The sequence below is a fragment of the Streptomyces sp. MMBL 11-1 genome (genome assembly GCF_028622875.1).
Taxonomy (GTDB): Bacteria; Actinomycetota; Actinomycetes; order Streptomycetales; family Streptomycetaceae; genus Streptomyces.
The window spans coordinates 444,926-465,170 of sequence record NZ_CP117709.1; the positions used below are offsets into that span (position 1 = coordinate 444,926).

A 20,245-nucleotide genomic window follows, 5' to 3' on the forward strand; every position below is an offset into this window, starting at 1 on the left:
CCGCACACCCTCGGGCGGTGCGCGCGTGCCCCGTCAGCTCCCCGCACCGGAGATCTCGGCGAGCACGTCCGTGTAGAGCGGCCGCCGGTCGGGCCGGGCGTGGGCCGCGGCCCGGCGCAGGACCGGGACCGCCGCGCCGCCGAAGCCGGCGAGCGCGTCCCGGGCGGCTTTGCGGACCACCGGCTTCGCGTGGTCGAGGAGCCGGACGAGGCCGGGCAGCGCGGGCTCCCAGGCGGCGCGGCCGAGCGTCCGCGCCGCCATGCGCACCACGTCCGGCAGCGGATCGGACAGCAGGAGCGCGGTGAGCCGGGCATGGGTGCCCCGGTCGAACAGGGCGCGCGACGTCCGGTGTGCGTGCAGGCGTACCCCGGCGCGCGGGTGACGCAGCAGCTCCTCGACCAGCGCGCGCAGTTCCGGAGGCGGTCCAGCTCCGGGCGCGGGAGCGTACTCCTCGACGAGGCGGGTGAGGACCTGGCGGGTCTGCTCGGGTGTTCCCGCACGGGCGAGGCCGAGCAGCTCCGGCAGCGACGGACGGTCCGCCGGGGCGTCCGCCGGATCGCGGAACGGGGTGCGCAGGGCGGCGAGCGCGGCAGCGTCCTCGTGTTCCGCCCCGGTCGCGCGCAGGGGGCCGTCGACGAGGACGAGCGCGTCGGCCAGGGCGTCGCGGCCTTCGGTACGCAGCCGGCGCTCGACCCTGGTCAGCGCGGGGGTCCGGAGCAGCCGCACACCGGTCAGCAGGTCGAGGAGCCCGAGGCCGCCCGCCTCCACGCGCGGCACGAGAACGGGGGCGAGGACATCGGCGGGCACGCCGCGCAGCGTGGCGCGGGCCGCCTCGTGCACGGCGGGCGAGCCGTGTTCCCACCATCCGACGATCAGCGGGAGGAGCGGCGGCAGGTCGTCCTCGGGCAGCCGCGCCGCCCAGCGCAGCGCCCTCTCGGGCAGCACCCCGCGGGAGGCCAGTTCCACGAGGGCGGGGTGTCGGCCGTCGCCCTCTTCGGGGTGGGCGCCCGGATGGGCCCCGGCGGGGCCCTCCGGGTGTGCGAGGAGATCCAGGGTGGCGGTGGCGGGGAGGACGTCGGTCCGGCCGCGCAGATACGCCCGCAGCACGGCGCTCGACACCCCAGGCTCGGGCCAGTCGAGCAGGGCCCGCGCGGCGGCGGTCCGGCGTTCCGGCCGCTCCGCGTCCAGCATGGCCAGCAGCCGGGACCGCTGGGCGGCCGACCGGGGCTGGTCGAGATCGTCCGCCCGCACCGGGCGCGACGAGGCGGGGGAGGCCGTGCCCGCCGCCCTGGTCTCGGCGATGATCCACTCGGGTGCGTCGATCGGCTGGAGCTCGGTCATCCAGTCGACGAGTCGCCCGCGCACGTCGGGCGCGGCCTTCGGGTACGCCTCGACGAGCGCGGAGAGCAGTTCCCGGGACGTGGGTGCGGTGGGGGTACGCCCGGCACCGTCCGTGACGGAGGCACGCCCGGGTCCGGCCCCGGCGGCGACATCACGTGCCCGGAACTCCGCCAGCGCCTCGGGGGCCCGTACCGACTCGGTCAACTCGGCACGCCAGGCGGCTGGTTCATCGACGATCGCTTGCTCCCCCGGTACGCCGAACGCCTCCCGGAGCACGGCGGGCGCGGCGTTCCAGGGGTCCACGCCGAGGTGGGCGGCGTCCAGGGCCCGGTCGAGATCGGCGCGGACGAGCACCGCGCCCAGCTGACGGAGCAGCGTGAGGCCGCACACGGCCGTCCCGGGCCGCGGCGATCCGGCCGGGCCGACGGGAGGCAGGGCGCGCAGCCCTTCGACGACGCCGAAACGCTGGACGGCGGACAGGTGCGGCGCGAGGGCGTGCAGGACCTCGATCAGGTCCCCGGCCGCCGGCCCCGCGGCGGTGGCCCGGGGAGACCCGTCCGCCGCTCCCCCGCCCATGGCGGCGTCGAACGCGTCGGTCACCGTACCGGCGTGCCGGGCGAGAACCGCCACCTCATCGGCGGACCACGGCCCCGGGCACAGGCGCAGGGCGCACCGCAGGACGCGGCTGCGGAGCCCGGTCTCGACGGTGCTGCCGGCCAGGCCGAGCCAGTCACCCAACAGCGCGCGGGCCGCCGGGCGTTCGTGGGCGGCAACGGCGTCCGGGAGGGCGGACCGCCGGGCGATGCGCAGAGCGAGCGCCGGGTCCCAGCCGGAGCGCAGCAGAGCCGTCACCTCGGGGTCGGACCTGTCCGGGGGCCCGCCCGGGGCGGCGGGCGGCGTGGGCACACCGTGCCGGGCCAGGGGTTCCGCCAGGTCCTCCACGGAACCGGCGGCGAGCCGCACACCGCCGTCGGCGACGAGCGCCAGCAGGGCGGGGACGACCGGCGATCCCCCCGCGTCGAGGGCGAGCACGGCGCGGGCGGTCACCTCCTGGTCGAGGGCGCGGAGCAGGAGGCGGCGGGTGCGCTCGCCGCGAGCCGCTTCGGCGGCGGCGAGGAGGGTCGCGGCACGGGCGCGGCCCACGACGGCGCGCAGCGCCCGGGTCAGCGCGGACCGCAGCCCCGGGTTGTCGTCGCGGCCGAGCGCCCGCAGGAGATGCGGGACGGCGGACGGCGCGCCCGCTTCGATGAGGGTGGCCGCCGCGGTCTTCCTGATGTTCATGTTCGGGTGGTGGAGACAGCGGGCGATCTCCTCGGCCGCCCAGCGGGCCCGTGCCGCGCCCAGCGCCGACAGGGCCGCGCGCACGGTCCGGATGTCCGCGTCGCGGGTGAGCGGGACGAGGGTCGCGGACAGGGCCCGCGCGTCCTCGCCCGAGGCGTCGTGGGCCAGCAGGGCGATGACGTGCTTGCGCACGTGCGGGTCGCGGTCGCGCAGCAGGCGGTGGACCCGGGCGCGGGTGGACGGGGTCGCCGGGACCTGGAGCAACGCCTTGAGGAGCACCGCCCGTTCGCCGCCGGTGAGCCCGGGGCGCTCCAGCAGGCCGAGTACCGTCGCGGTGAGGAACGCGTGGCCCGCTCCGGTGTCGTCCGGTGCGTCGAGCAGACAGACCGGCCTGATCCGCCGCCGCCTCCACAACCGGCTCCCGTGGGCGCGCATCGCGTCCAACACCTCGGGCGGCAGCTCCGGTTCGCCGTCCGGGCGGGCCGGTCCCACAGGTGTGGAGCCGGGGCCCGGGGCGTCCGTACCCGGCCCGAGCCGGCCTGCGGCGAGGTCGCGCACGATACGCAGGAGCAGGTCGGCCAGGGGGACGCCCCCCGAGGAGACGGTTCCCGCGCCGGCGTACGCCGCGATCCGGCAGAAAGCCGCCACGGGGGCGTCCACGTCCACACGGGCGCGCAGAACGGCCAGTTCCCGCTCGTCGGGGGCTCCGAGATCGGCCTCGATGCCACGCGGGAGGTCCTGGGGGGCGAGGCGGGCGAGGAGGTCCTGCCGCTGCCCGGGTTCGCGGGTGAGGTGCCACAGGAGCGCGAGCGCCCGGTCGCGTACGGGGCGCAGTTCGCGGGCGACCGGGAGGCGTGGCGGGCCGTCCGTGGCCGTGGGCGGTCCGTCCGCCGGGCCGCCGACGCCGAACGCGCGGGCCAGCGCCGAGCGCGTACGGTCCCCGCCGATGGCTTCCAGGGCGTCCAGGGCGGCCGACGGGGCCCCGGGAAGCAGGGCCAGCACCGCTTCCTCGGCGGACGGCGGTCGCAGGACGCGGATCGCGGCGAGGAACGGGCGCAGGGCGCGGACGGCCGGAAGGAGTCGGGTGACGGCCTCGCCGATGGGAACGTCCGCGGCCCCCTGCCGCCACAGGGCGATGAGCAGTTCCAGGCGGCGTGGCCAGTCGGGGGCGGTGGGCGGGGCGTCGGTGAGGGCGTCGAACAGCGGGCGACGGGAGGTGTAGAGGACCGTGGCGAGGTCCTCCGCCGGAAGCGTGTGGTCGGCCAGGGCCAGGGAGAGGAGCGGGCCGACGTCCGGGTCCGCCGGGAAATGGCCGCGCCGGTGCAGTGCGCGCAGACAGGTCAGCACAGGTCCGGCCAGCAGGAGGGGATCCGTGGCGGCCAGGGCCACCAGGCGGCCGATGTCGGCGCGTTCCGCCCGTTCGCCCAGGAGTTCCACGGCCTGACCGCGCAGGGCCGGAGCCTCGGCCGGATTCTCCGCCGTGCCCCACAGCACCGTGGAGTGACCGTGCCGGGCCGCGGCGCGGAGGGAGGCGGCCGCGAGCGCGGCCGACGCCCCGTCGCGGTCGGCGGACCGTCCGGCCAGGGCCCTCGCCGGACGGGTCAGCGGTCGTGCGTCCACGGGGGTGACCGCCGCCCAGGGCTCGGCGAGTTCGCGCAGCGCGTCGGTCACGACGCCGGGGTCGGGCGAGTCAAGCAGCCGCACCAGATGGCCGCGTACGAACGCCGGTGCGAGCAGTCCGGCGTGCAGCCCGTCGCGGGCCAGCCGCAGCGCCTCGGTCCCCAGGACCGGGTCCCCGGTGTCGACGAGTTCGGCCACGAGCCGGTCGGGGCGGTACGCCCCGGCGGCGTCTATCTCGCACACGGCCCGGTAGAGGAGCTCGCCCGCCGGTTCCGTACGGAGGACCGCCGGGTCGCCGAGGAGTTCCGCCCGCAGCCACGCGATCCGTACCCGGGCGGGCAGCGCGGCCGCACGCCAGTCGGGCAGCGGGTGCCGCGGCTTCCGCGCCCGGAGCCGGGCGTGGAGGCCCGCGAGCAGGAGGGACTCCTCGGGCGAAGCCCCGGGGGTGTCGGGCAACAGGCGGGCCACCGGGGCGTGATGACCTGCCCCGCTCGCTCCCTCTCCACCGGTGTCCGCAGTGTCCGCGCGTTCGGCGAGGAGGGTGAGGCCGAGGTGCCGGATCCGGGGCGCGGGGTGCCGGACCATCCGGCCGAGCGGTTCCGGCGGACAGGTACGGGCATCGAGGCACCGGGCGAGGAGCGCGGCGTCGGCACGGTCGAGGGCGTCGGCGATCGTTTCGTCCGGCGGGGTGGTCACCGACGGAGCGTAGACGGCGGGGTCGCTCGGCCGCCCGCGGTTTTCGACGCCTGGTACCGCCCCGTCCCGTCCTGATCGATGATGTTGCCCTGGGCCGCCGCCCCGGCAGGAGCAACGGCCGCTGGGACGAAGGGGTTGTGATGCGGGAACTGCCACCGGACCCGACGACGACGGACGCACAGGAGGCTCCCCCTGCGGGAGCCCCGCGGGAAACGTCCCGCACGGAGAACACGCGGGAGGTGTCCCCTACGGGAGAGGACGCCCAGGTGATCGTGGTGGGGGCGGGTCCGGCCGGCTCCTCGGCCGCGTACCACCTGGCGCGGGCCGGAGTGGACGTGATCCTGCTGGAGAAGGCCCGCTTCCCCCGGGAGAAGGTGTGCGGCGACGGCCTCACCCCGCGCGCGGTGCACCAGCTCATCCGGATGGGCGTCGACATCACCGCGCCGGGCTGGACCCGTTCGCGCGGTATGCGCTGGGTGGCCGGTGAGCACCGCGTGCATATCGACTGGCCCGCGCTGGGCCGCTACCCGGACTTCGGGCTCTCCCGCAGCCGGCACGACTTCGACGACATCCTGGCCCGGCACGCCGTGGCGGCCGGGGCCCGGCTGTACAGCGGCTGGAAGGCTGAGCGCCCGCTGACGGACCGGGCGGGCCGGGTCACGGGGGTCGCCGCGTCCTCGGACTCCCCGGACGTCCCGGAGCCGGTCGACTTCCGCGCGCCGGTCGTCATCGCCGCCGACGGGGCGTCGGCCCGCCTCGCCCTGGCGCTGGGGCTCGACCGGGACCCCCGGCGGCAGATCGCGACGGCCGCCCGGCGCTACTACCGCAGCCCCGAACGCTCCCGGGAGGAGTACCTGGAGCTGTGGGCCGACCTCCGCTACCCGGACGGGGGCCCGTACCTTCCCGGCTACGGCTGGATCTTCCCGATGGGCGACGGCCGGGTCAACGTCGGGCTCGGGGCGCTTCCCCACCGGCGGCACGGCAAGGCGGACCTGCGCGCCACCCTGGACCAGTGGCTGGCCCGGACCCCGGAGGGCTGGGGTCTGCGCGAGGAGAACGCGGAGGGTCCGGTCCGCAGCGCCGCCCTGCCACTGGGTTTCAACCGCCATCCGCTGTACGCACGCGGGCTGCTGCTGGTCGGCGACTCCGGCGGGATGGTCAGCCCCTGGAACGGCGAGGGCATCGCCCAGGCGATGGAGGCGGGCGAGGTCGCCGCCGGGGCCGCGGCCCTCGCCCTGGCCCACGCGAAGGGGCCGCGGCGCGAACAGGTGCTGCGCGGCTACCCGGTGGAGATGAACCGCCGCTGGGGCCGCTACTACCGCCTCGGGAACACCGCCGCCGACCTGATCTTCAGCCGCTCGGGCTTCCAGCCGGTCCTCAACCGGCACGTCATGGGATCGCCGTTCCTCCTCAACACGCTGGCCCGGCTGCTCACCGACCTGACGGACAAGCCCTCGCGCGATGTGATCGACCACGTCCTCAACACGGCGTTCCGCCTCGTCCCCGCCCCGAAGCCGGGGCCCGCGCGGCGAGGGGCCCGGAAGCGCTGACGGGCCTGCGGCGGGGACCCGCGACGGGGGCCGGGGTCCGGGCCGGCTCAGGTGTCCCAGCCGCGCGTGCCCGTGGCCAGGGCCTCCAGGCCCTCGACGGGGGCCGGGCGTCCGGGCCGGCTCAGGTGGCGATCCCCGCGACGGTGGCCGCCTCCTGGACCACGTCGACCAGCATGGGCATGGTCAGCCGGCCCGTGAAGGTGTTGCGCTGGCTGGGGTGGTAGCTGCCCAGCAGATGCAACTGCTGCCGACGCCCGGTGGCGGGCAGCACGACCCGGGCGCCGTGTCCGAAGGCGGGACGCGGGCGCGGGACCTCCCACCCCGCCTCCGCGAGGGCCGGAAGCAGCGCCTGCCAGCCGAAGCCGCCGAGGACGACCACCGAGGTCAGCCCCGGGCTCAGCAGGTCCAGCTCCGCCGCGAGCCAGGGACGACAGGTGTCGCGTTCTTCGGGGGTCGGCCGGTTCTCCGGAGGCGCGCAGTGCACGGGCGAGGTCAGTCGCACGCCCCGCAGACGGAGCCCGTCCTCGGCGTGGACCGAGGTCGGCTGCGAGGCGAGGCCCACCGTGTGCAGCGCGGAGAGGAGGAAGTCACCGGTCGCGTCACCGGTGAACATCCGCCCGGTCCTGTTGCCGCCGTGGGCGGCGGGCGCCAGCCCCACCACCGCCACCCTGGCGTCCGCCGGGCCGAAGCCCGGCACCGGTCGCGCCCAGTAGTCCTGGTCCCGGAAAGCGGCGCGTTTGACCCCGCCGACCTCCTCCCGCCACGCCACCAGCCGCGGACAGGCCCGGCAGTGGGGAACGAGCGCGTCGAGCTCGGCGAGCCCGGTGCACGAGGGCGCGTGCCGCGCCGGGAATCCCCGGTCGTCGGCCGGCGCCGTCGGATCCGCCGCCTCGTCCATGCCTCCACGCTACTTCCCGGTCTGCCGCGGTGCCGTGGGGGGATGCAGCAGCCGGGCGAGCAGGTCGTCCAGGCTCACCAGTCCGGTGAGCCCGCCCTCCCCGTCGCGTACGACGGCGATCGTCGCCCGCCGCTCACGCAACTGCTCCACCGCGTGTGCCGCGGTCGCGTCCGGGGCCAGCTCCGGGACGGGACGGGCCAGGTCGCGGGCGAGGACGTCCCGGCCTCCGGCGCGGGCCACGAGGGCGTCCCTGGCATGCACCGACCCGAGGATCTCCTCCCCGTCCCGTACCAGCAGACGGGTGCGGTCGGCCTCGGCGGCGGTGGCCAGGATCCGGTCGAGCCCGGCGTCCGCCGGGACGGTCGCGATCCGCTCCACGGGGGTCCGGAGCGCGGAGACCGGGGTCCCCGGCTCGGTCAGGGACCTGGTCATCAGTCCGGAGTCGCCCTTGCTGATCAGCCCCAGACGTTCGGACTCCTCGATCAGGTGGGTGAGCTGGTCGCGGTTGTGCACCGAGGCGAGTTCGTCGCGCGGGGTGACCCGGCACAGCCGCACGAGGGCGTTACTGATCGCGTTCAACAGCCGGATCAGCGGGCGTACGGCGCCCACGACGGCGCGGAAGGCGGGGCTCAGCAGCATCGCGGAGCGCTCCGGGTGGGCGATGGCCCAGGATTTCGGGGCCATTTCGCCGACCACCATGTGCAGGAAGACGACGACGATCATCGCCAGCGCGAAGGCGATGCCGTAGCTGAGGGCGGCGGGCAGCCCGAGCCGTTCCAGCAGCGGGTCCAGCTCGTGGGAGATCGCCGGCTTGGACACGGAGCCCAGGCCCAGGGTGCAGATGGTGATGCCGAGCTGCACTCCCGCGAGCATCAGCGACAGCTCGCGCATCCCGTCGAGCGCGGCCCCGGCCCCGCGCTGCCCCCGGGCGGCGGCCTGTTCCATGCGGTGTCGCTTGGAAGCGACCAGGGCGAATTCGGCGGCGACGAAGAACCCACTGCCGATCAGGAGCAGGACCGTCACGAAGAGCGCCATGGGGAAGCTCATGCCTGCGGCTCCTGTTCGGTGGGCCCGGTGCGTTCGGTGGACCCGGTGCGGCTGGTGCGTTCCGTGGGTCCGGTGCGGCCGGTGCGTTCCGTGGGGTCGATGCGGACGTACTCGGCGACATGCCGGTCGAGGGTGCGCACCTCAATCCGGACCTCGCCTACGGTGAGCCGGTCGCCCACGGTGGGGAAGCGTCCGAGCCTGTCGATGATCAGCCCGGCCAGGGTGTCGTAGTCGTCGCTCTCCTGGGGCAGTGCGGCGCCGGTGGCCTCCTCGATCTCGTCGAGGCGGCGGCCCGCGTCCACGATCCAGCCGGAGCCGTCGGCGACCGCGAGTTCGACGACGGTGTCGGACTCGTCGGCGATGTCCCCGACGAGTTCCTCGGCGATGTCCTCGTACGTGACGATCCCGGCCAGGCCGCCGTGCTCGTCGAGGACGACGGCGAACTCGTCGTCGCGCTCGCGCATCTGGGCGACCGCCGCCGGGAGTCTGAGGAGTTCCGGCAGCAGAAGGGGGCGGCGGGCCAGGGAGCCCACGGTGGTGCGACCGATCTCGGCGGCGGGCAGCCGCATCAGCTCCCGTACGCCGAGCACTCCGGCGGGGTCGTCCGGGTGGTCGCCGAGCACCGGGTAGTTCGAGTGTCCGTGCCGAGCGATCAGCTCGACCGCCTCGGCGGCGAGGGCGTCCCGGCGGACGAACGCCACGTCGGCGCGCGGGATCATCACCTCGCCCAGATTCCGCTCGGAGAACTCCAGCGCGTGGTCCATGAGTTCGGCCGTGGCGGCCGGGAGTTCACCCTGTTCGTGGGATTCGCCGATGAGGTGGCCCAGCTCCTCCAGGGTCGCGCCGTGGTGGAGCTCCTCGACCGGTTCGATGCCGATGCGGCGCAGCAGCCGGTTGGCGACGCCGTCGAAGACGTGGACCACGGGGCCGACGATCCGCAGGTAGAGCAGGGTGGAGGAGGCGAGGGACTTCGCCATGCTCTCGGGCACGGCCAGGGCGAGGTTCTTGGGGGCGAGTTCACCGAGGACCATCTGGATGACGGTCGCCACCACGAACGACAGCGCCACGGAGATGCCCGAGACGAGTCCGTCGGAGAGGCCCGTCCCGTTCAGGGCGGGCCGCAGCAGGGCGGAGACGGACGGTTCCGCGAGGAAGCCGACGACGAGGCCCGTGACGGTGATGCCGAGCTGCGCGCCGGACAGCATGAAGGAGAGCCGCTCCAGCACCTTCACGGCACGGGCGGCCCGCTTGTCCCCGGCGGCGGCCTCCCGGGCGAGGGTCAGCCGGTCGGCGGAGACGTACGCGAACTCCTGGGCCACGAAGTAGCCGGTCCCGGCGGTGAGGACGAACACGGCCAGCAGGCCGAGCAGGGCGGAGGTCATCGGTCACCCGCCCCGCGCTGGAGGCGGCGGGCGGCCCTGCCGGGGGCCGCGGGTCGGCGGCTGTGGGGGTCGGGCCCCGAGGGGCCCGGACTGGCGGACAACGCGTGGCTCCTGTCCGGCTGGATTCTCCAGCCATGGGTTCGAGTGGGGCGCACTCCGGCGGGAGGTGAGCACCCGGGCATGATTCTGCATGCCGGGCGGGTGAAGAACCGCCGTCGACGGGGCCCACGTTCCGCGGCTGATGAACTCTACAACTCTGTAGCGAAAGGGGTCGGGCCGGTCTTCGCGGCTCCGGACCGGCTCACCCGAGGGGCGCTCCGGACTACAGCGGCGTCGCGGCCTCCAGGACCAGGAACAGCGCGACGGCCGCGTTCAGCGCGGAAAGCGCGGAGACGGTCGTCCCGGCCGCGGCGACGAACGCGGCGATACCGGCCGGGGTGAGGGCGGGGGGCCAGCCCCGGTCCGGCGGTACCGGGCCCAGGAGCGCCGCGACCCGCCGCGGCACCGGCCCCGCGGCGGCGAAGGCGGCGAAGGCCGCGCCGCCGGGCACCGGGCGGGAGACGAGCGCCGCCTTGCCGACCGCGCGTGCGGTCAGCCGGCGGTCGCCGGTGATCCGGGCCGCCTCCTCGTCCGCCCAGCGCTCCGTGCTGTAGACCAGGGCCCCGAGCAGCGGCCACAGCAGCGGGTTGACACAGGCGGCCAGCCGGGTCGCGAGCAGCAACCGGTGGTGGCGCCCCGCCAGATGGGCCCGTTCATGGGCGAACAGCGCCCGGCGCTCGGCCGGTTCGAGGGAGGCGAGCAGTGCCGTGGAGACCATCACCCGCCCCGGGGAGCCGGGGAGCGCGTAGGCGTACGGGATGGCGTCGGGCAGCACGGCGACGTCGCCACCGCCCGGCAGGCCCGCGAGCGCCCGGTGGGCCCGCGCCCGGAAGCGGTAGTGGCGGCGGAGGGTGAATCCGCAGGCGGCCGTCACGACGACGATCGCGAGGATGGAAGCCTTGCCCGCGAACGCGTCGTGCGGCACGGCGTCGCGGACCTCGGCGTCGGACCAGCCGTCCGGCAGCGGGTTGCCGGGCAGCTGGGCCGTGCCCACCACCACCAGCAGTCCGAGGCACACCAGGCTGCAGGAGGCGAGGATCACGGCGACGGTGGTGAGCAGCCGGGCGGCCCTGCGGGGGTGCAGGTGCTGCTCGGCCAGGCGCGCGATCGGCAACGCGGTCAGGGGCAGAACGAGGGGCAGGTAGACGAAGACGCCCATCGTCAGCGCTCCGGCCGGTCCGAGGGCGTGCCGGGGCCGTCGGGACCGTTCTCGGCGAGCAGGGCACGCAGCAGGTCCTCGTCGTGCGAGGAGAGGACGGAGACGAAGCTGGAGAGCACCGCGTCGCGGTCGCTCTGCTTGTCGAGGAGCCGGCGCATCCGCAGGGCGGCGAGCCCCGCCTCGTTCGCCACGGGCTCCCACAGGACGGGGCGCCCCCGTCCGGTGCGCGTGACCGCCTGCTTGGCGTGCAGCCGCGTCAGGATCGTGATGACGGTGCTGTACGACAGGCCGGCGCCGAGCCGTTCCTGCACCCAGGCGGCGGTCACCGGCTCACTCGCCCCGCCCAGCACCGACAGCACCTGGGCCTCCAGCTCGCCCTGGCCACGCCTGCGGACAGGCGATTCCCGCTCGCCACCGGCTCCTTCGGCGTCCACGGCCCGACCCCTCTCTCCGTCCGTCCGCCCGGCTTCGTCCGTTCGGCCGCCCGGCCGTGGCGTTCCGCCCGCCGGGTGTCGGGAAATCGTATCCAGTCGGCGGAGCGACCGACGACCGGCCAGGGGGGCCGACACACCTCCTGGCCCCAAAAATCTACAGTGCTGTAGATTTTTCTCGTAGTCGCAGCGTGCCCGCGCCGTCACCCATGGCGTGGCCGCCACCACGTGAACACCCGTCGCACAAGGGAGAACATCATGGGCGTGAGCCTCGCCAAGGGCGGAAATGTCTCGCTGAGCAAGGAGGCCCCGGGGCTGACCGCGATCCTCGTCGGTCTCGGCTGGGACGTCCGCACGACCACCGGCACCGACTACGACCTGGACGCGAGCGCGCTGCTCTGCGACGAGGCGGGCAAGGTGGTGTCCAACGAGCACTTCGTCTTCTACAACAACCTCAAGAGCCCCGACGGGTCGGTCGAGCACACCGGTGACAACCTCACCGGCGAGGGCGAGGGCGACGACGAGATCGTCAAGGTCGACCTCTCCTCGGTGCCCGCGACCGTCGCGAAGATCGTGTTCCCGGTCTCGATCCACGACGCGGAGAGCCGGGGGCAGAGCTTCGGCCAGGTGCGGAACGCGTACATCCGCGTGGTGAACCAGGCGGGCGGCGCGGAGATCGCGCGTTACGACCTGAGCGAGGACGCTTCCACCGAGACGGCGATGGTCTTCGGCGAGCTGTACCGGCACGGCGCCGAGTGGAAGTTCCGTGCGGTCGGGCAGGGTTACGCATCCGGCCTGAGCGGCATCGTCGCCGACTTCGGCGTCAGCCTCTGAGCCGCCGGGCCCGGAAGCACACGCCCCCACCGAAGCCACCCCAGGCACCCAGTCACCGAAGGCGGAACGATGACGATCAACCTCACCAAGGGCCAGCAGGTCAGCCTCACCAAGTCCGGCGGCGGCGAGCTCGGCGTCGTACGGATGGGACTGGGCTGGAAGTCCGCTCCCCGGAAGGGATTCCTGGCGCGGCTGACCGCCCGCGAGATCGACCTGGACGCCTCGGCGGTGCTCTTCTCGGGCCGGACCCCGCAGGACGTGGTCTTCTTCCAGCATCTGACCAGTGACGACGGTTCGGTCCAGCACACCGGGGACAACCGGGTCGGCGGGGCGGGCGAGGGCGGTGACGACGAGTCCATCGTCGTCGACCTGCGGCGCGTGCCGGTCCATGTGGACCAGATCGTCTTCACGGTGAACTCGTTCACCGGCCAGACCTTCGAGGAGGTCGAGGCGGCCTTCTGCCGTCTGGTCGACGAGAGCAACGGCCAGGAGCTGGCCCGCTACACCCTGACCGGCGGCGGGCGGAACACCGCCCAGATCATGGCCAAGGTCCAGCGGTCCGGCGCGGGCTGGCAGATGACCGCGATCGGCGCGGCGGCGGACGGGCGGACCTTCCAGGACCTGATGCCCGCGGTCGCACAGCACCTCTAGAACGCCTTTCCGGAACGGCTCGAACGCCTCACCGGACAGCCGTGGGGGTGCGCACGCGGCACGCGCGCACCCCCACGGCCCGGCGGGCGGAACACCCACCACACAGGTGTCGGCACATCTGTGTCGACCGAGGGACAGCATGGGCAGACCTTCCCGGCTCGGGGACGAGGACAGATCCGACTACGGACGCGCACTCGACGAGGTGATCGCCTCCCCCGACATCCAGCGCCTGCTCGAACGCTCGGGGGTTCCCGGCGGGCGGCTGCGCGTCAGGGGCCTGGCGGCCGTGGCACGCACGACGTCCGCCGCCGACGCCGAGTACCGGCGGTACGCGGCCCTGCGGCGACGGGCCCAGGGCGGGCGGCAGGGCGCCGGGGTGTCGCCGCTCTCCGGACCGGGCGATCAGGAGCGGCCGGGGGCGGGAGTCCTGGCGGTCCTCGGGGTGCTGACGCCGGTGCTCGCCGCCGTGGCCGCGGCGACGTTCCTGCTGCTGGGCCACGGTCTGCGGCTCGCGGGGGCCCTGCCCGACCTGGCGGGCACGCTCGTCGGCGTCGGCTGGTTCAGTCTGGTGGTCGCGGCGGTCACGGCCCTGGTCAGCGTCGTCGCCCTCTACCGCACGGCGGCGAAGCAGTCGGCGGACGTCACGGCGACCGAGCCCGACCGGTCACCCGTTGTCGAGGACGCCCGTGCGGCATGGCTCACGGCGCTGCGCGACCGGGGTATCAGGCCGTTCCTCCTCCAGGAGCTGGCCGGGGCGGCATCGCCCGCGCCCCGTGCGGGCGACGCCCACGGCTCCCGCTTCAGCTCGCCGGCGTTCGCGGGACCGGACTTCTCCGGCCCCGGCTACGAGGGCTCCGGCTTCGAGGGCTCCGGCAGGCCCGCCCCGGGCGGCTCCGGCCCCCGCCGCTGACCGGCAGGGGCGGCGACCGCGAGACCGCCGCCCCTGCCGGGTCGGACCGGGGCGGTCAGGTCAGGGCGGTGGGCGGTCAGGTCAGGGCGCGTACGGGCGCTTCGACGGCGGGAAGGGCACCGGGCGGGCCCGACCGGCCCTGGGCGGCCTGGACCAGGGCGGCCATGACCCGGGGGTCCTCGCCCATCTCCGGGTGCCACTGCACCCCGAGCACCAGGCTCCCGTGCCCGGGGAGTTCCAGGGCCTCCACGGTCCCGTCGGGTGCGTGGGCGGAGGCCACCAGGCCGCCGCCGAGCCGGTCGACGGCCTGGTGGTGGTAGGCGGGCACCACGGCGGTCTCCGGCACGGCGTCCGCGTACGCGGTGCCGGGGACGGGGGTCACGGGGTGGCTGCCGAAGACGCCGGTGCCGCCGGTGTGGTCGTCCAGGTGCTGGTGCAGGGTGCCGCCGAGGGCGACGTTCAGCAGCTGCATGCCCCGGCAGATGCCGAGCAGCGGTACCTCGTGTTCGATCGCCGCCCGGATCAACGCCAGCTCCCAGGCGTCGCGTTCGCGGGCCGGGGGGCCGGTACGAGGATCGGCGACCGCCCCGTAGCGCGCCGGTTCGACGTCCGCTCCCCCGGCGATCACCAGCCCGTCGAGGGCGGCGACGGTGTCCCGGGCCGCGTCCCGCGCGTCGTCGGGCGGCAGCAGCACGGCGAGCCCGCCCGCCGCCCGGACGAGTCGGGGGTAGGCGGCGGGCAGCAGCACCGCGGGCATCTCCCACACACCCCAGCGGGCCGGGTCCTGGTAGGTACTGATGCCGATGACGGGCCGGGGCATGGAACGGGCTCCTTCGGGTCGGGATGATCGCGTGGCCGCTCTCCGGGGCGGGCTTCCCTCCCGTACGCCTCCGAGCGGCGGGAGGCCGCCGCCGCGGGGCGGCCGGCTCAATCGCGGGCGAGTTCGGCCTCGGCCGCCGCCAGTGCGGCGAACTCCTCCTCCGGGGCTCCCGCGACCAGCCGGTGACGGCTGTAGAGGGCGAAGTAGGCCAGCGCCACCGCGTACACGCCGAGGGCGATGAACGCCGCGTCGCGGTCCACCAGGAAGGTCGCCACCAGGGCCGAGCATGCCAGAACGAAGGCCACGGACGAGGTGAGCGCGCCGCCGGGGGTGCGGTAGGGACGCGGCAGTTCCGGTTCGCGGCGGCGCAGCACCAGATGGGAGAGCGCCATGAGGGCGTAGCTGATCGTGGCGCCGAGGACGGCCACGTTCAGCATCCGGCCGCCGTCGCCGCTCCAGGCTGCGAGCGTGAATCCGATGATTCCGGGGATCAGCAGGCCGAGGTAGGGGGACTTGCGGCGGTTGGTCAGCGAGAGGAAGCGCGGCAGGTAGCCGGCCCGGGAGAGGGCGAACAGCTGGCGGGACCCGGCGAAGATCAGGGAGAAGAAGGAGGCCACGAGTCCGGCGAGGCCCGCGTAGTTCACGAAGCGGCTCAGGGCGGTCGGCTCCCCGGTGCCCTGCAGGGCCACCACGAGCGGGTTCCCGGCCTCCTTGATGGCGTTGGCCCCCTGGGCGCCGGTGGCGGAGATGAAGGTGATGACGGCCAGGAAGACCAGCACGACGAGCGAGATGGCCAGCGCTTTCGGCATCGAGCGGACCGGGTCCTTGGCCTCCTCGGCGGCGAGGGGCACGCCTTCCACGCCGAGGAAGAACCACATGCCGAAGGGGAAGGCCGCCCAGATCCCAAGGAGCCCGAACGGCAGCCAGGAGGAGGAGCCGAAGGCGGAGGCGTCCGCCGGGATGTCGTTGAGGCGGCCCGCGTCGAACTCGGTGAACGCGCCGACGGCGAAGATCAGCAGCGCGGCCACCGCGATGGCGGTCACCACCAGGCTGAAGCGGAGCGCCTCTCCGACTCCCCAGAGGTGGATGCCGATGAAGATCGCGAAGCAGGCGAGGTAGACGGGCCAGCCGGAGGTGAGGCCGAACAGGCCGAGGGACTCGACGTAGTCGCCGATGAACAGCGCGATCGCGGCGGGCGCGAGGATGTACTCGATGAGGATGGCCGTGCCGGTGAGGAAGCCGCCCCAGGTGCCGAGCGCTCGCCGGGCGAAGCCGTAACCGCCGCCCGCCGTGGGCAGGATGGCGGAGAGTTCGGCCAGCGCGAAGACCAGACAGGCGTACATGACGCCCATCAGGACCATGGCGGCGGCGAGTCCGCCGAAGCCTCCCTTGGACAGGCCGATGTTCCAGCCGGAGAAGTCGCCGGAGACGACGTAGGCGACGCCGAGCCCGGTCAGCAGGAGCCAGCCGGCGCTGCCCCGGCGCAGGGTCCTGCGGTGCAGATACGCGTCGGTGCCGGACGCTTCCGAAGTGGCGTCACCGGGTGGGCCGGCGGGTTTTTCGGTTCCCTGAGCCATGAGGCGCTCCAGATGTGTGTCGACTTCAGCGTGGGCACTGCTTCGACCAATGGTTCGTCGGCACACCTTTGTGGAACGCCGGGAGAATGGCAAGGGGCGTGCGTCGAAGAGTGGTTACGGATGCGCCTCCGCGCCGGACTCCCGCGCCCCGGGGGCGCCGCCCACCGAGGGCCTCCCGCCGGATGCCTCCCGCCGGTCGGGCCGGGGCCGGCTCAGGCGAGGAAGCCGCGCAGCAGGGCCGCCGTGCCCCCGCAGTGCTCGCGCATCATCTCGCGGGCGGCGTCCGCGTCCCGGTCGAGCACCGCCTCGACGACGGCCGCGTGCTGGCGCTGGGAGTGCTCCAGGTTGCGCACCAGCAGCGGGATGCAGTCGAGCAGTTCGTTGAGGGTGGCCCGGACCGCGGCGTACTGGGCGGCGAGCGTACGGGAGCCGGAGAGTTCGGCGAGTGTGAGGTGGAGCAGGGTGTCCTGGCGCCGGTAGTCCTCCAGCCGGGCGCCCCGCGTCGCGTCGAGCGCGGACCGCAGTCTGGCCCCGCCGTCCGCCGGGAGCACTTCGGCGCACAGGCCCGCCGCTCCGGTCTCCAGCACCTCGCGGAAGCGCAGGGTGTCCTCCACGTCGGCGGCGGCGACGCGGCGGCGCAGTTCGCCGCCGTCGGGGGCCGCGGTGCGCGGCAGGACGAACGTTCCTCCGTAACGGCCCCGTCGGCTCTCGACCATGTTCTGGTCCTGGAGGACCTTGAGGACCTCGCGCAGCGTCACCCTGCTGATCTTCAGATGCTGGGACAACTCGCGTTCGGGGGGCAGTCGTTCGCCGGGCGGGACCAGGCCCAGCCGCAGGAGCTGGAGGACCTGCTCCAGTGCCTCCTCGAAGCCGTTGCCCGCGCGGACGGGCCGCAGCACGGAGCCCGGCCGGCCGGTCGCGGCGCCGCTCCCGCCCCCGGAGGTGCCGGCCCCCGCCCCTGCGGCCGCGGCCGTTCCCGCCACCCCTGACGTTCCCGCAGCCCCTGACGCCCCCGCCGTTCCCGCCGTTACTGCCGCCGGACGGGTGTCGTCCGCTCGCCGCCTCGTGGCCACTGGCCGATCCCCTTCCCAAGCAATGGTCCCCTGCCATACCTTAAGCCTCCCGGTTCACCCAAGGAGGAATCCCGTGGCAGACCGCACACCCCCGCTCGGCATCGACGAGCTCCGCTCACGGGTCGCCGACGGGTCGACAGACACCGTGGTGCTGGCCTTCCCGGACATGCAGGGCCGGCTCCAGGGCAAGCGGTTCGCGGCCGGGTTCTTCCTCGACGAGGTGCTGGAGCACGGCACCGAGGGCTGCAACTACCTCCTGGCCGTCGACACCGAGATGCGGACCGTCGACGGCTACGCGATGTCCTCGTGGGAGAACGGCTACGGCGACTTCGGCATGGTCCCCGATCCGGCCACCCTGCGCCCCGTCCCCTGGCACGAGGGGACCGCCCTGCTGATCGCGGATCTCGCGTGGCCCGACGGCAGTCCGGTGGTGGCGGCCCCGCGTCAGATCCTGCGCCGCCAGCTCGACCGGCTGGCGGAGCTCGGTTGCACCGCCCAGGTGGGCACGGAGCTGGAGTTCATCGTCTTCCGGGACAGTTACGAGGAGGCCTGGGACCGCGACTACCGGGGGCTGACCCCGGCCAACCAGTACAACATCGACTACTCGATCCTCGGCACCGGGCGTATCGAGCCGCTGCTGCGCCGGATCCGCAACGAGATGCAGGCGGCCGGGCTGACCGTCGAGTCCGCCAAGGGCGAGTGCAATCCCGGCCAGCACGAGATCGTCTTCCGCTACGACGAGGCGCTCACCACCTGTGACCAGCACGCCGTCTACAAGACGGGCGCCAAGGAGATCGCGGCACAGGAGGGCGTCTCGCTGACGTTCATGGCCAAGTACGACGAGCGCGAGGGCAACTCCTGCCATATTCACCTCTCGCTGACCGACGCGGACGGCACGAACCTGATGGCGGGCGAGGGCGAGGGCGGCATGTCCGAGCTGATGCGGCACTTCCTGGCCGGCCAGCTCGCCGCCCTGCGGGACTTCTCCCTTCTCTACGCGCCCACCATCAACTCCTACAAGCGTTTCCAGCCCGGCTCCTTCGCCCCCACGGCCGTCGCCTGGGGCGTCGACAACCGCACCTGTGCCCTGCGGGTCGTCGGCCACGGGCGCTCGATGCGCTTCGAGAACCGGCTGCCCGGCGGTGACGTCAACCCGCACCTTGCCGTCGCCGGTCTGGTCGCCGCCGGACTGTACGGGGTCGAGCACGGGCTGGAGCTGCCCGAGGCCTGTACGGGCAACGCCTACACCGGGGACTACGACCAGGTGCCGACGACCCTGCGCGAGGCCGCCGAGCTGTGGGAGGCCAGCCCCATCGCCAAGGAGGCGTTCGGCGAGGAGGTCGTCGCGCACTACCTGAACATGGCCCGTGTCGAACTGACCGCGTACGACTCCGCGGTGACCGACTGGGAGCTGCGCCGCTCCTTCGAACGCCTCTGACAGCCGGCAACCCTCCGTGCCACCACCCGCTTCCGTGATCGGAGTCCGAACGTGCCACCACCCACCCTGGACGTCCTGAACCCGGCGACCGCCGAGGTCGTCGCCACCGTCCCCGCGGCCTCCGCCGCCGATGTGGACGCGGCCGTCCACGTCGCCGCCTCGGCCCAGCGCCGCTGGGCGGCCGCCGCCCCTGCCGACCGGGCGCGGCTGCTGCGCCGCTTCGCCGTCGTCGTCGACGAACACATCGAGGAACTGGCCCGGCTGGAGGTGCGGGAGGCCGGCCACACCATCGGCAACGCCCGGTGGGAGGCCGGCAACGTCCGCGATCTCCTCGACTACAGCGCGGGCGGGGCCGAACGGCTGCTCGGCCGGCAGATCCCGGTGGCGGGCGGTATCGACTTCACGGTCCTGGAGCCGCTGGGGGTCATCGGGGTCATCGCCCCGTGGAACTTCCCGATGCCGATCGCCGCCTGGGGTCTCGCCCCGGCCCTCGCGGCGGGCAACGCCGTCCTTCTCAAGCCCGCCGAGACGACGCCGCTGACCGCTCTCCGGCTGGCCGAACTCGCCCTGGAGGCAGGCCTTCCCGAGGGGCTGTTCCAGGTGCTGCCCGGTGAGGGCCCGGTGGCCGGCAGCGCCCTGGTCGAACACCCGGGCGTCGCGAAGATCGTGTTCACCGGCTCCACCCGCACCGGCAAGCACATCATGACCCGCTGCGCCGAGCGGGTGAAGCGGCTCACCCTGGAGCTGGGCGGCAAGAGCCCCAACGTCATCTTCGCCGACGCCGATGTGGCGGCCGCCGCGGCGGCCGTACCGATGTCCTTTCTGGACAACGCCGGTCAGGACTGCTGCGCCCGCACCCGGATCCTGGTCGAGCGGTCCGTGTACGACCGCTTCCTCGACCTGCTCGTCCCGGCGGTGTCCGCCGTCGTGGTGGGCGATCCGGCGGACGAGAAGACCCAGATGGGGCCGCTGATCTCGGCCGTCCAGCGCGACCGCGTCCGGGGCCTCGTCGACGGCGGCCGGAAAGCCGACGGCGCCCGGACCATCCTCGGAACGGCCCCGGAGGGCCCCGGGTTCTGGTACCCGCCGACCGTCCTCACCGGGGTGTCGCCCGAGGCGCCGGTGGCGGTCGAGGAGGTCTTCGGGCCGGTCGCCGTGGTCCTGCCGTTCGAGGACGAACAGGACGCGCTGCGCCTCGCCAACGCCACCGACTACGGGCTCGCCGGCTCGGTCTGGACCCGGGACGTGGGCCGCGCGCTGCGCGTGAGCCAGGGGCTGCGGGCGGGCAACCTCTCCGTCAACTCGCACGCCAGTGTGCGCTATGCGACCCCCTTCGGCGGCTACAAGCAGTCGGGCCTGGGCCGCGAGCTCGGCCCGGACGCGCTGGCCGCCTTCACCGAGACCAAGAACGTCTTCATCAGCACGGAGGCCTGAGCAC

General features: G+C 74.4%; 15 protein-coding genes. 6 read left to right on the forward strand and 9 right to left on the reverse strand.

What is annotated here, in order from left to right; genetic code table 11:
• Positions 1 to 33 precede the first annotated feature (33 nt).
• On the reverse strand, positions 34 to 4,938 hold the full coding sequence (locus tag PSQ21_RS01975) for a HEAT repeat domain-containing protein (protein ID WP_274028656.1): 4,905 nt from the start codon (positions 4,936 to 4,938) through the stop codon (positions 34 to 36).
• A gap of 140 nt (positions 4,939 to 5,078) precedes the next feature.
• Between PSQ21_RS01975 and PSQ21_RS01980 the strand changes: the two genes are divergently transcribed.
• On the forward strand, positions 5,079 to 6,488 hold the full coding sequence (locus PSQ21_RS01980; protein WP_274028657.1) for a geranylgeranyl reductase family protein: 1,410 nt from the start codon (positions 5,079 to 5,081) through the stop codon (positions 6,486 to 6,488).
• A gap of 121 nt (positions 6,489 to 6,609) precedes the next feature.
• Here the strand turns inward: PSQ21_RS01980 and PSQ21_RS01985 are convergent, their stop codons facing one another.
• From PSQ21_RS01985 to PSQ21_RS02005, 5 genes are all read right to left on the reverse strand, one after another.
• Positions 6,610 to 7,386: a uracil-DNA glycosylase gene (locus tag PSQ21_RS01985; RefSeq protein WP_274028658.1), complete on the reverse strand. Its 777-nt coding sequence runs from the start codon at positions 7,384 to 7,386 to the stop codon at positions 6,610 to 6,612.
• 9 nt (positions 7,387 to 7,395) lie between these two features.
• Complete coding sequence (locus PSQ21_RS01990; RefSeq protein WP_274028659.1) at positions 7,396 to 8,433, reverse strand: hemolysin family protein; 1,038 nt, start codon at positions 8,431 to 8,433, stop codon at positions 7,396 to 7,398.
• Complete coding sequence (locus tag PSQ21_RS01995) at positions 8,430 to 9,815, reverse strand: hemolysin family protein (protein WP_274028660.1); 1,386 nt, start codon at positions 9,813 to 9,815, stop codon at positions 8,430 to 8,432. The genes PSQ21_RS01990 and PSQ21_RS01995 overlap by 4 nt, the downstream gene beginning before the upstream one ends.
• Before the next feature lie 322 nt (positions 9,816 to 10,137).
• Complete coding sequence (locus PSQ21_RS02000; protein WP_274028661.1) at positions 10,138 to 11,073, reverse strand: M56 family metallopeptidase; 936 nt, start codon at positions 11,071 to 11,073, stop codon at positions 10,138 to 10,140.
• A 2-nt stretch (positions 11,074 to 11,075) separates the two neighbouring features.
• A complete protein-coding gene (locus tag PSQ21_RS02005; protein WP_274028662.1) occupies positions 11,076 to 11,507 on the reverse strand; it encodes a BlaI/MecI/CopY family transcriptional regulator in 432 nt (143 codons plus the stop codon).
• 255 nt (positions 11,508 to 11,762) lie between these two features.
• Between PSQ21_RS02005 and PSQ21_RS02010 the strand changes: the two genes are divergently transcribed.
• From PSQ21_RS02010 to PSQ21_RS02020, 3 genes are all read left to right on the forward strand, one after another.
• Positions 11,763 to 12,338, forward strand: coding sequence for a TerD family protein (locus PSQ21_RS02010; protein ID WP_274028663.1), 576 nt, complete (start codon positions 11,763 to 11,765; stop codon positions 12,336 to 12,338).
• 69 nt (positions 12,339 to 12,407) lie between these two features.
• The gene (locus PSQ21_RS02015; protein ID WP_274028664.1) at positions 12,408 to 12,989 is read left to right on the forward strand and encodes a TerD family protein; all 582 of its coding nucleotides are present in this window, start codon (positions 12,408 to 12,410) and stop codon (positions 12,987 to 12,989) included.
• A gap of 139 nt (positions 12,990 to 13,128) precedes the next feature.
• Positions 13,129 to 13,899, forward strand: coding sequence for a hypothetical protein (locus tag PSQ21_RS02020; RefSeq protein ID WP_274028665.1), 771 nt, complete (start codon positions 13,129 to 13,131; stop codon positions 13,897 to 13,899).
• Positions 13,900 to 13,975: 76 nt separating this feature from the next.
• Here PSQ21_RS02020 and PSQ21_RS02025 read toward each other — a convergent pair whose 3' ends face one another.
• From PSQ21_RS02025 to PSQ21_RS02035, 3 genes are all read right to left on the reverse strand, one after another.
• The gene (locus PSQ21_RS02025) at positions 13,976 to 14,719 is read right to left on the reverse strand and encodes a gamma-glutamyl-gamma-aminobutyrate hydrolase family protein (RefSeq protein ID WP_274028666.1); all 744 of its coding nucleotides are present in this window, start codon (positions 14,717 to 14,719) and stop codon (positions 13,976 to 13,978) included.
• Positions 14,720 to 14,826: 107 nt separating this feature from the next.
• Positions 14,827 to 16,296: an ethanolamine permease gene (eat, locus tag PSQ21_RS02030; protein ID WP_274028667.1), complete on the reverse strand. Its 1,470-nt coding sequence runs from the start codon at positions 16,294 to 16,296 to the stop codon at positions 14,827 to 14,829.
• Between the two features lie 212 nt (positions 16,297 to 16,508).
• Positions 16,509 to 17,279 (reverse strand): FadR/GntR family transcriptional regulator, encoded by a 771-nt coding sequence (locus PSQ21_RS02035; protein ID WP_443334366.1) that lies wholly within the window; start codon positions 17,277 to 17,279, stop codon positions 16,509 to 16,511.
• A gap of 163 nt (positions 17,280 to 17,442) precedes the next feature.
• Here PSQ21_RS02035 and PSQ21_RS02040 point away from each other — a divergent pair, with 163 nt between their 5' ends.
• On the forward strand, positions 17,443 to 18,807 hold the full coding sequence (locus PSQ21_RS02040) for a glutamine synthetase family protein (protein WP_274028668.1): 1,365 nt from the start codon (positions 17,443 to 17,445) through the stop codon (positions 18,805 to 18,807).
• A gap of 51 nt (positions 18,808 to 18,858) precedes the next feature.
• Positions 18,859 to 20,241 carry an aldehyde dehydrogenase family protein gene (locus PSQ21_RS02045; protein WP_274028669.1) on the forward strand — a complete coding sequence of 461 codons (1,383 nt, stop codon included), beginning with the start codon at positions 18,859 to 18,861 and terminating at the stop codon, positions 20,239 to 20,241.
• Positions 20,242 to 20,245 lie beyond the last annotated feature (4 nt).

Bases quoted from the DNA above. Each gene is read 5' to 3' on its own strand.
- PSQ21_RS01980 (WP_274028657.1), top strand. From the start codon at position 5,079: ATGCGGGAACTGCCACCGGACCCGACGACGACGGACGCACAGGAGGCT.
- PSQ21_RS01985 (WP_274028658.1), bottom strand. From the start codon at position 7,386: ATGGACGAGGCGGCGGATCCGACGGCGCCGGCCGACGACCGGGGATTC.
- PSQ21_RS01990 (WP_274028659.1), bottom strand. From the start codon at position 8,433: ATGAGCTTCCCCATGGCGCTCTTCGTGACGGTCCTGCTCCTGATCGGC.
- PSQ21_RS01995 (WP_274028660.1), bottom strand. From the start codon at position 9,815: ATGACCTCCGCCCTGCTCGGCCTGCTGGCCGTGTTCGTCCTCACCGCC.
- PSQ21_RS02000 (WP_274028661.1), bottom strand. From the start codon at position 11,073: ATGGGCGTCTTCGTCTACCTGCCCCTCGTTCTGCCCCTGACCGCGTTG.
- PSQ21_RS02010 (WP_274028663.1), top strand. From the start codon at position 11,763: ATGGGCGTGAGCCTCGCCAAGGGCGGAAATGTCTCGCTGAGCAAGGAG.
- PSQ21_RS02015 (WP_274028664.1), top strand. From the start codon at position 12,408: ATGACGATCAACCTCACCAAGGGCCAGCAGGTCAGCCTCACCAAGTCC.
- PSQ21_RS02020 (WP_274028665.1), top strand. From the start codon at position 13,129: ATGGGCAGACCTTCCCGGCTCGGGGACGAGGACAGATCCGACTACGGA.
- PSQ21_RS02025 (WP_274028666.1), bottom strand. From the start codon at position 14,719: ATGCCCCGGCCCGTCATCGGCATCAGTACCTACCAGGACCCGGCCCGC.
- eat (WP_274028667.1), bottom strand. From the start codon at position 16,296: ATGGCTCAGGGAACCGAAAAACCCGCCGGCCCACCCGGTGACGCCACT.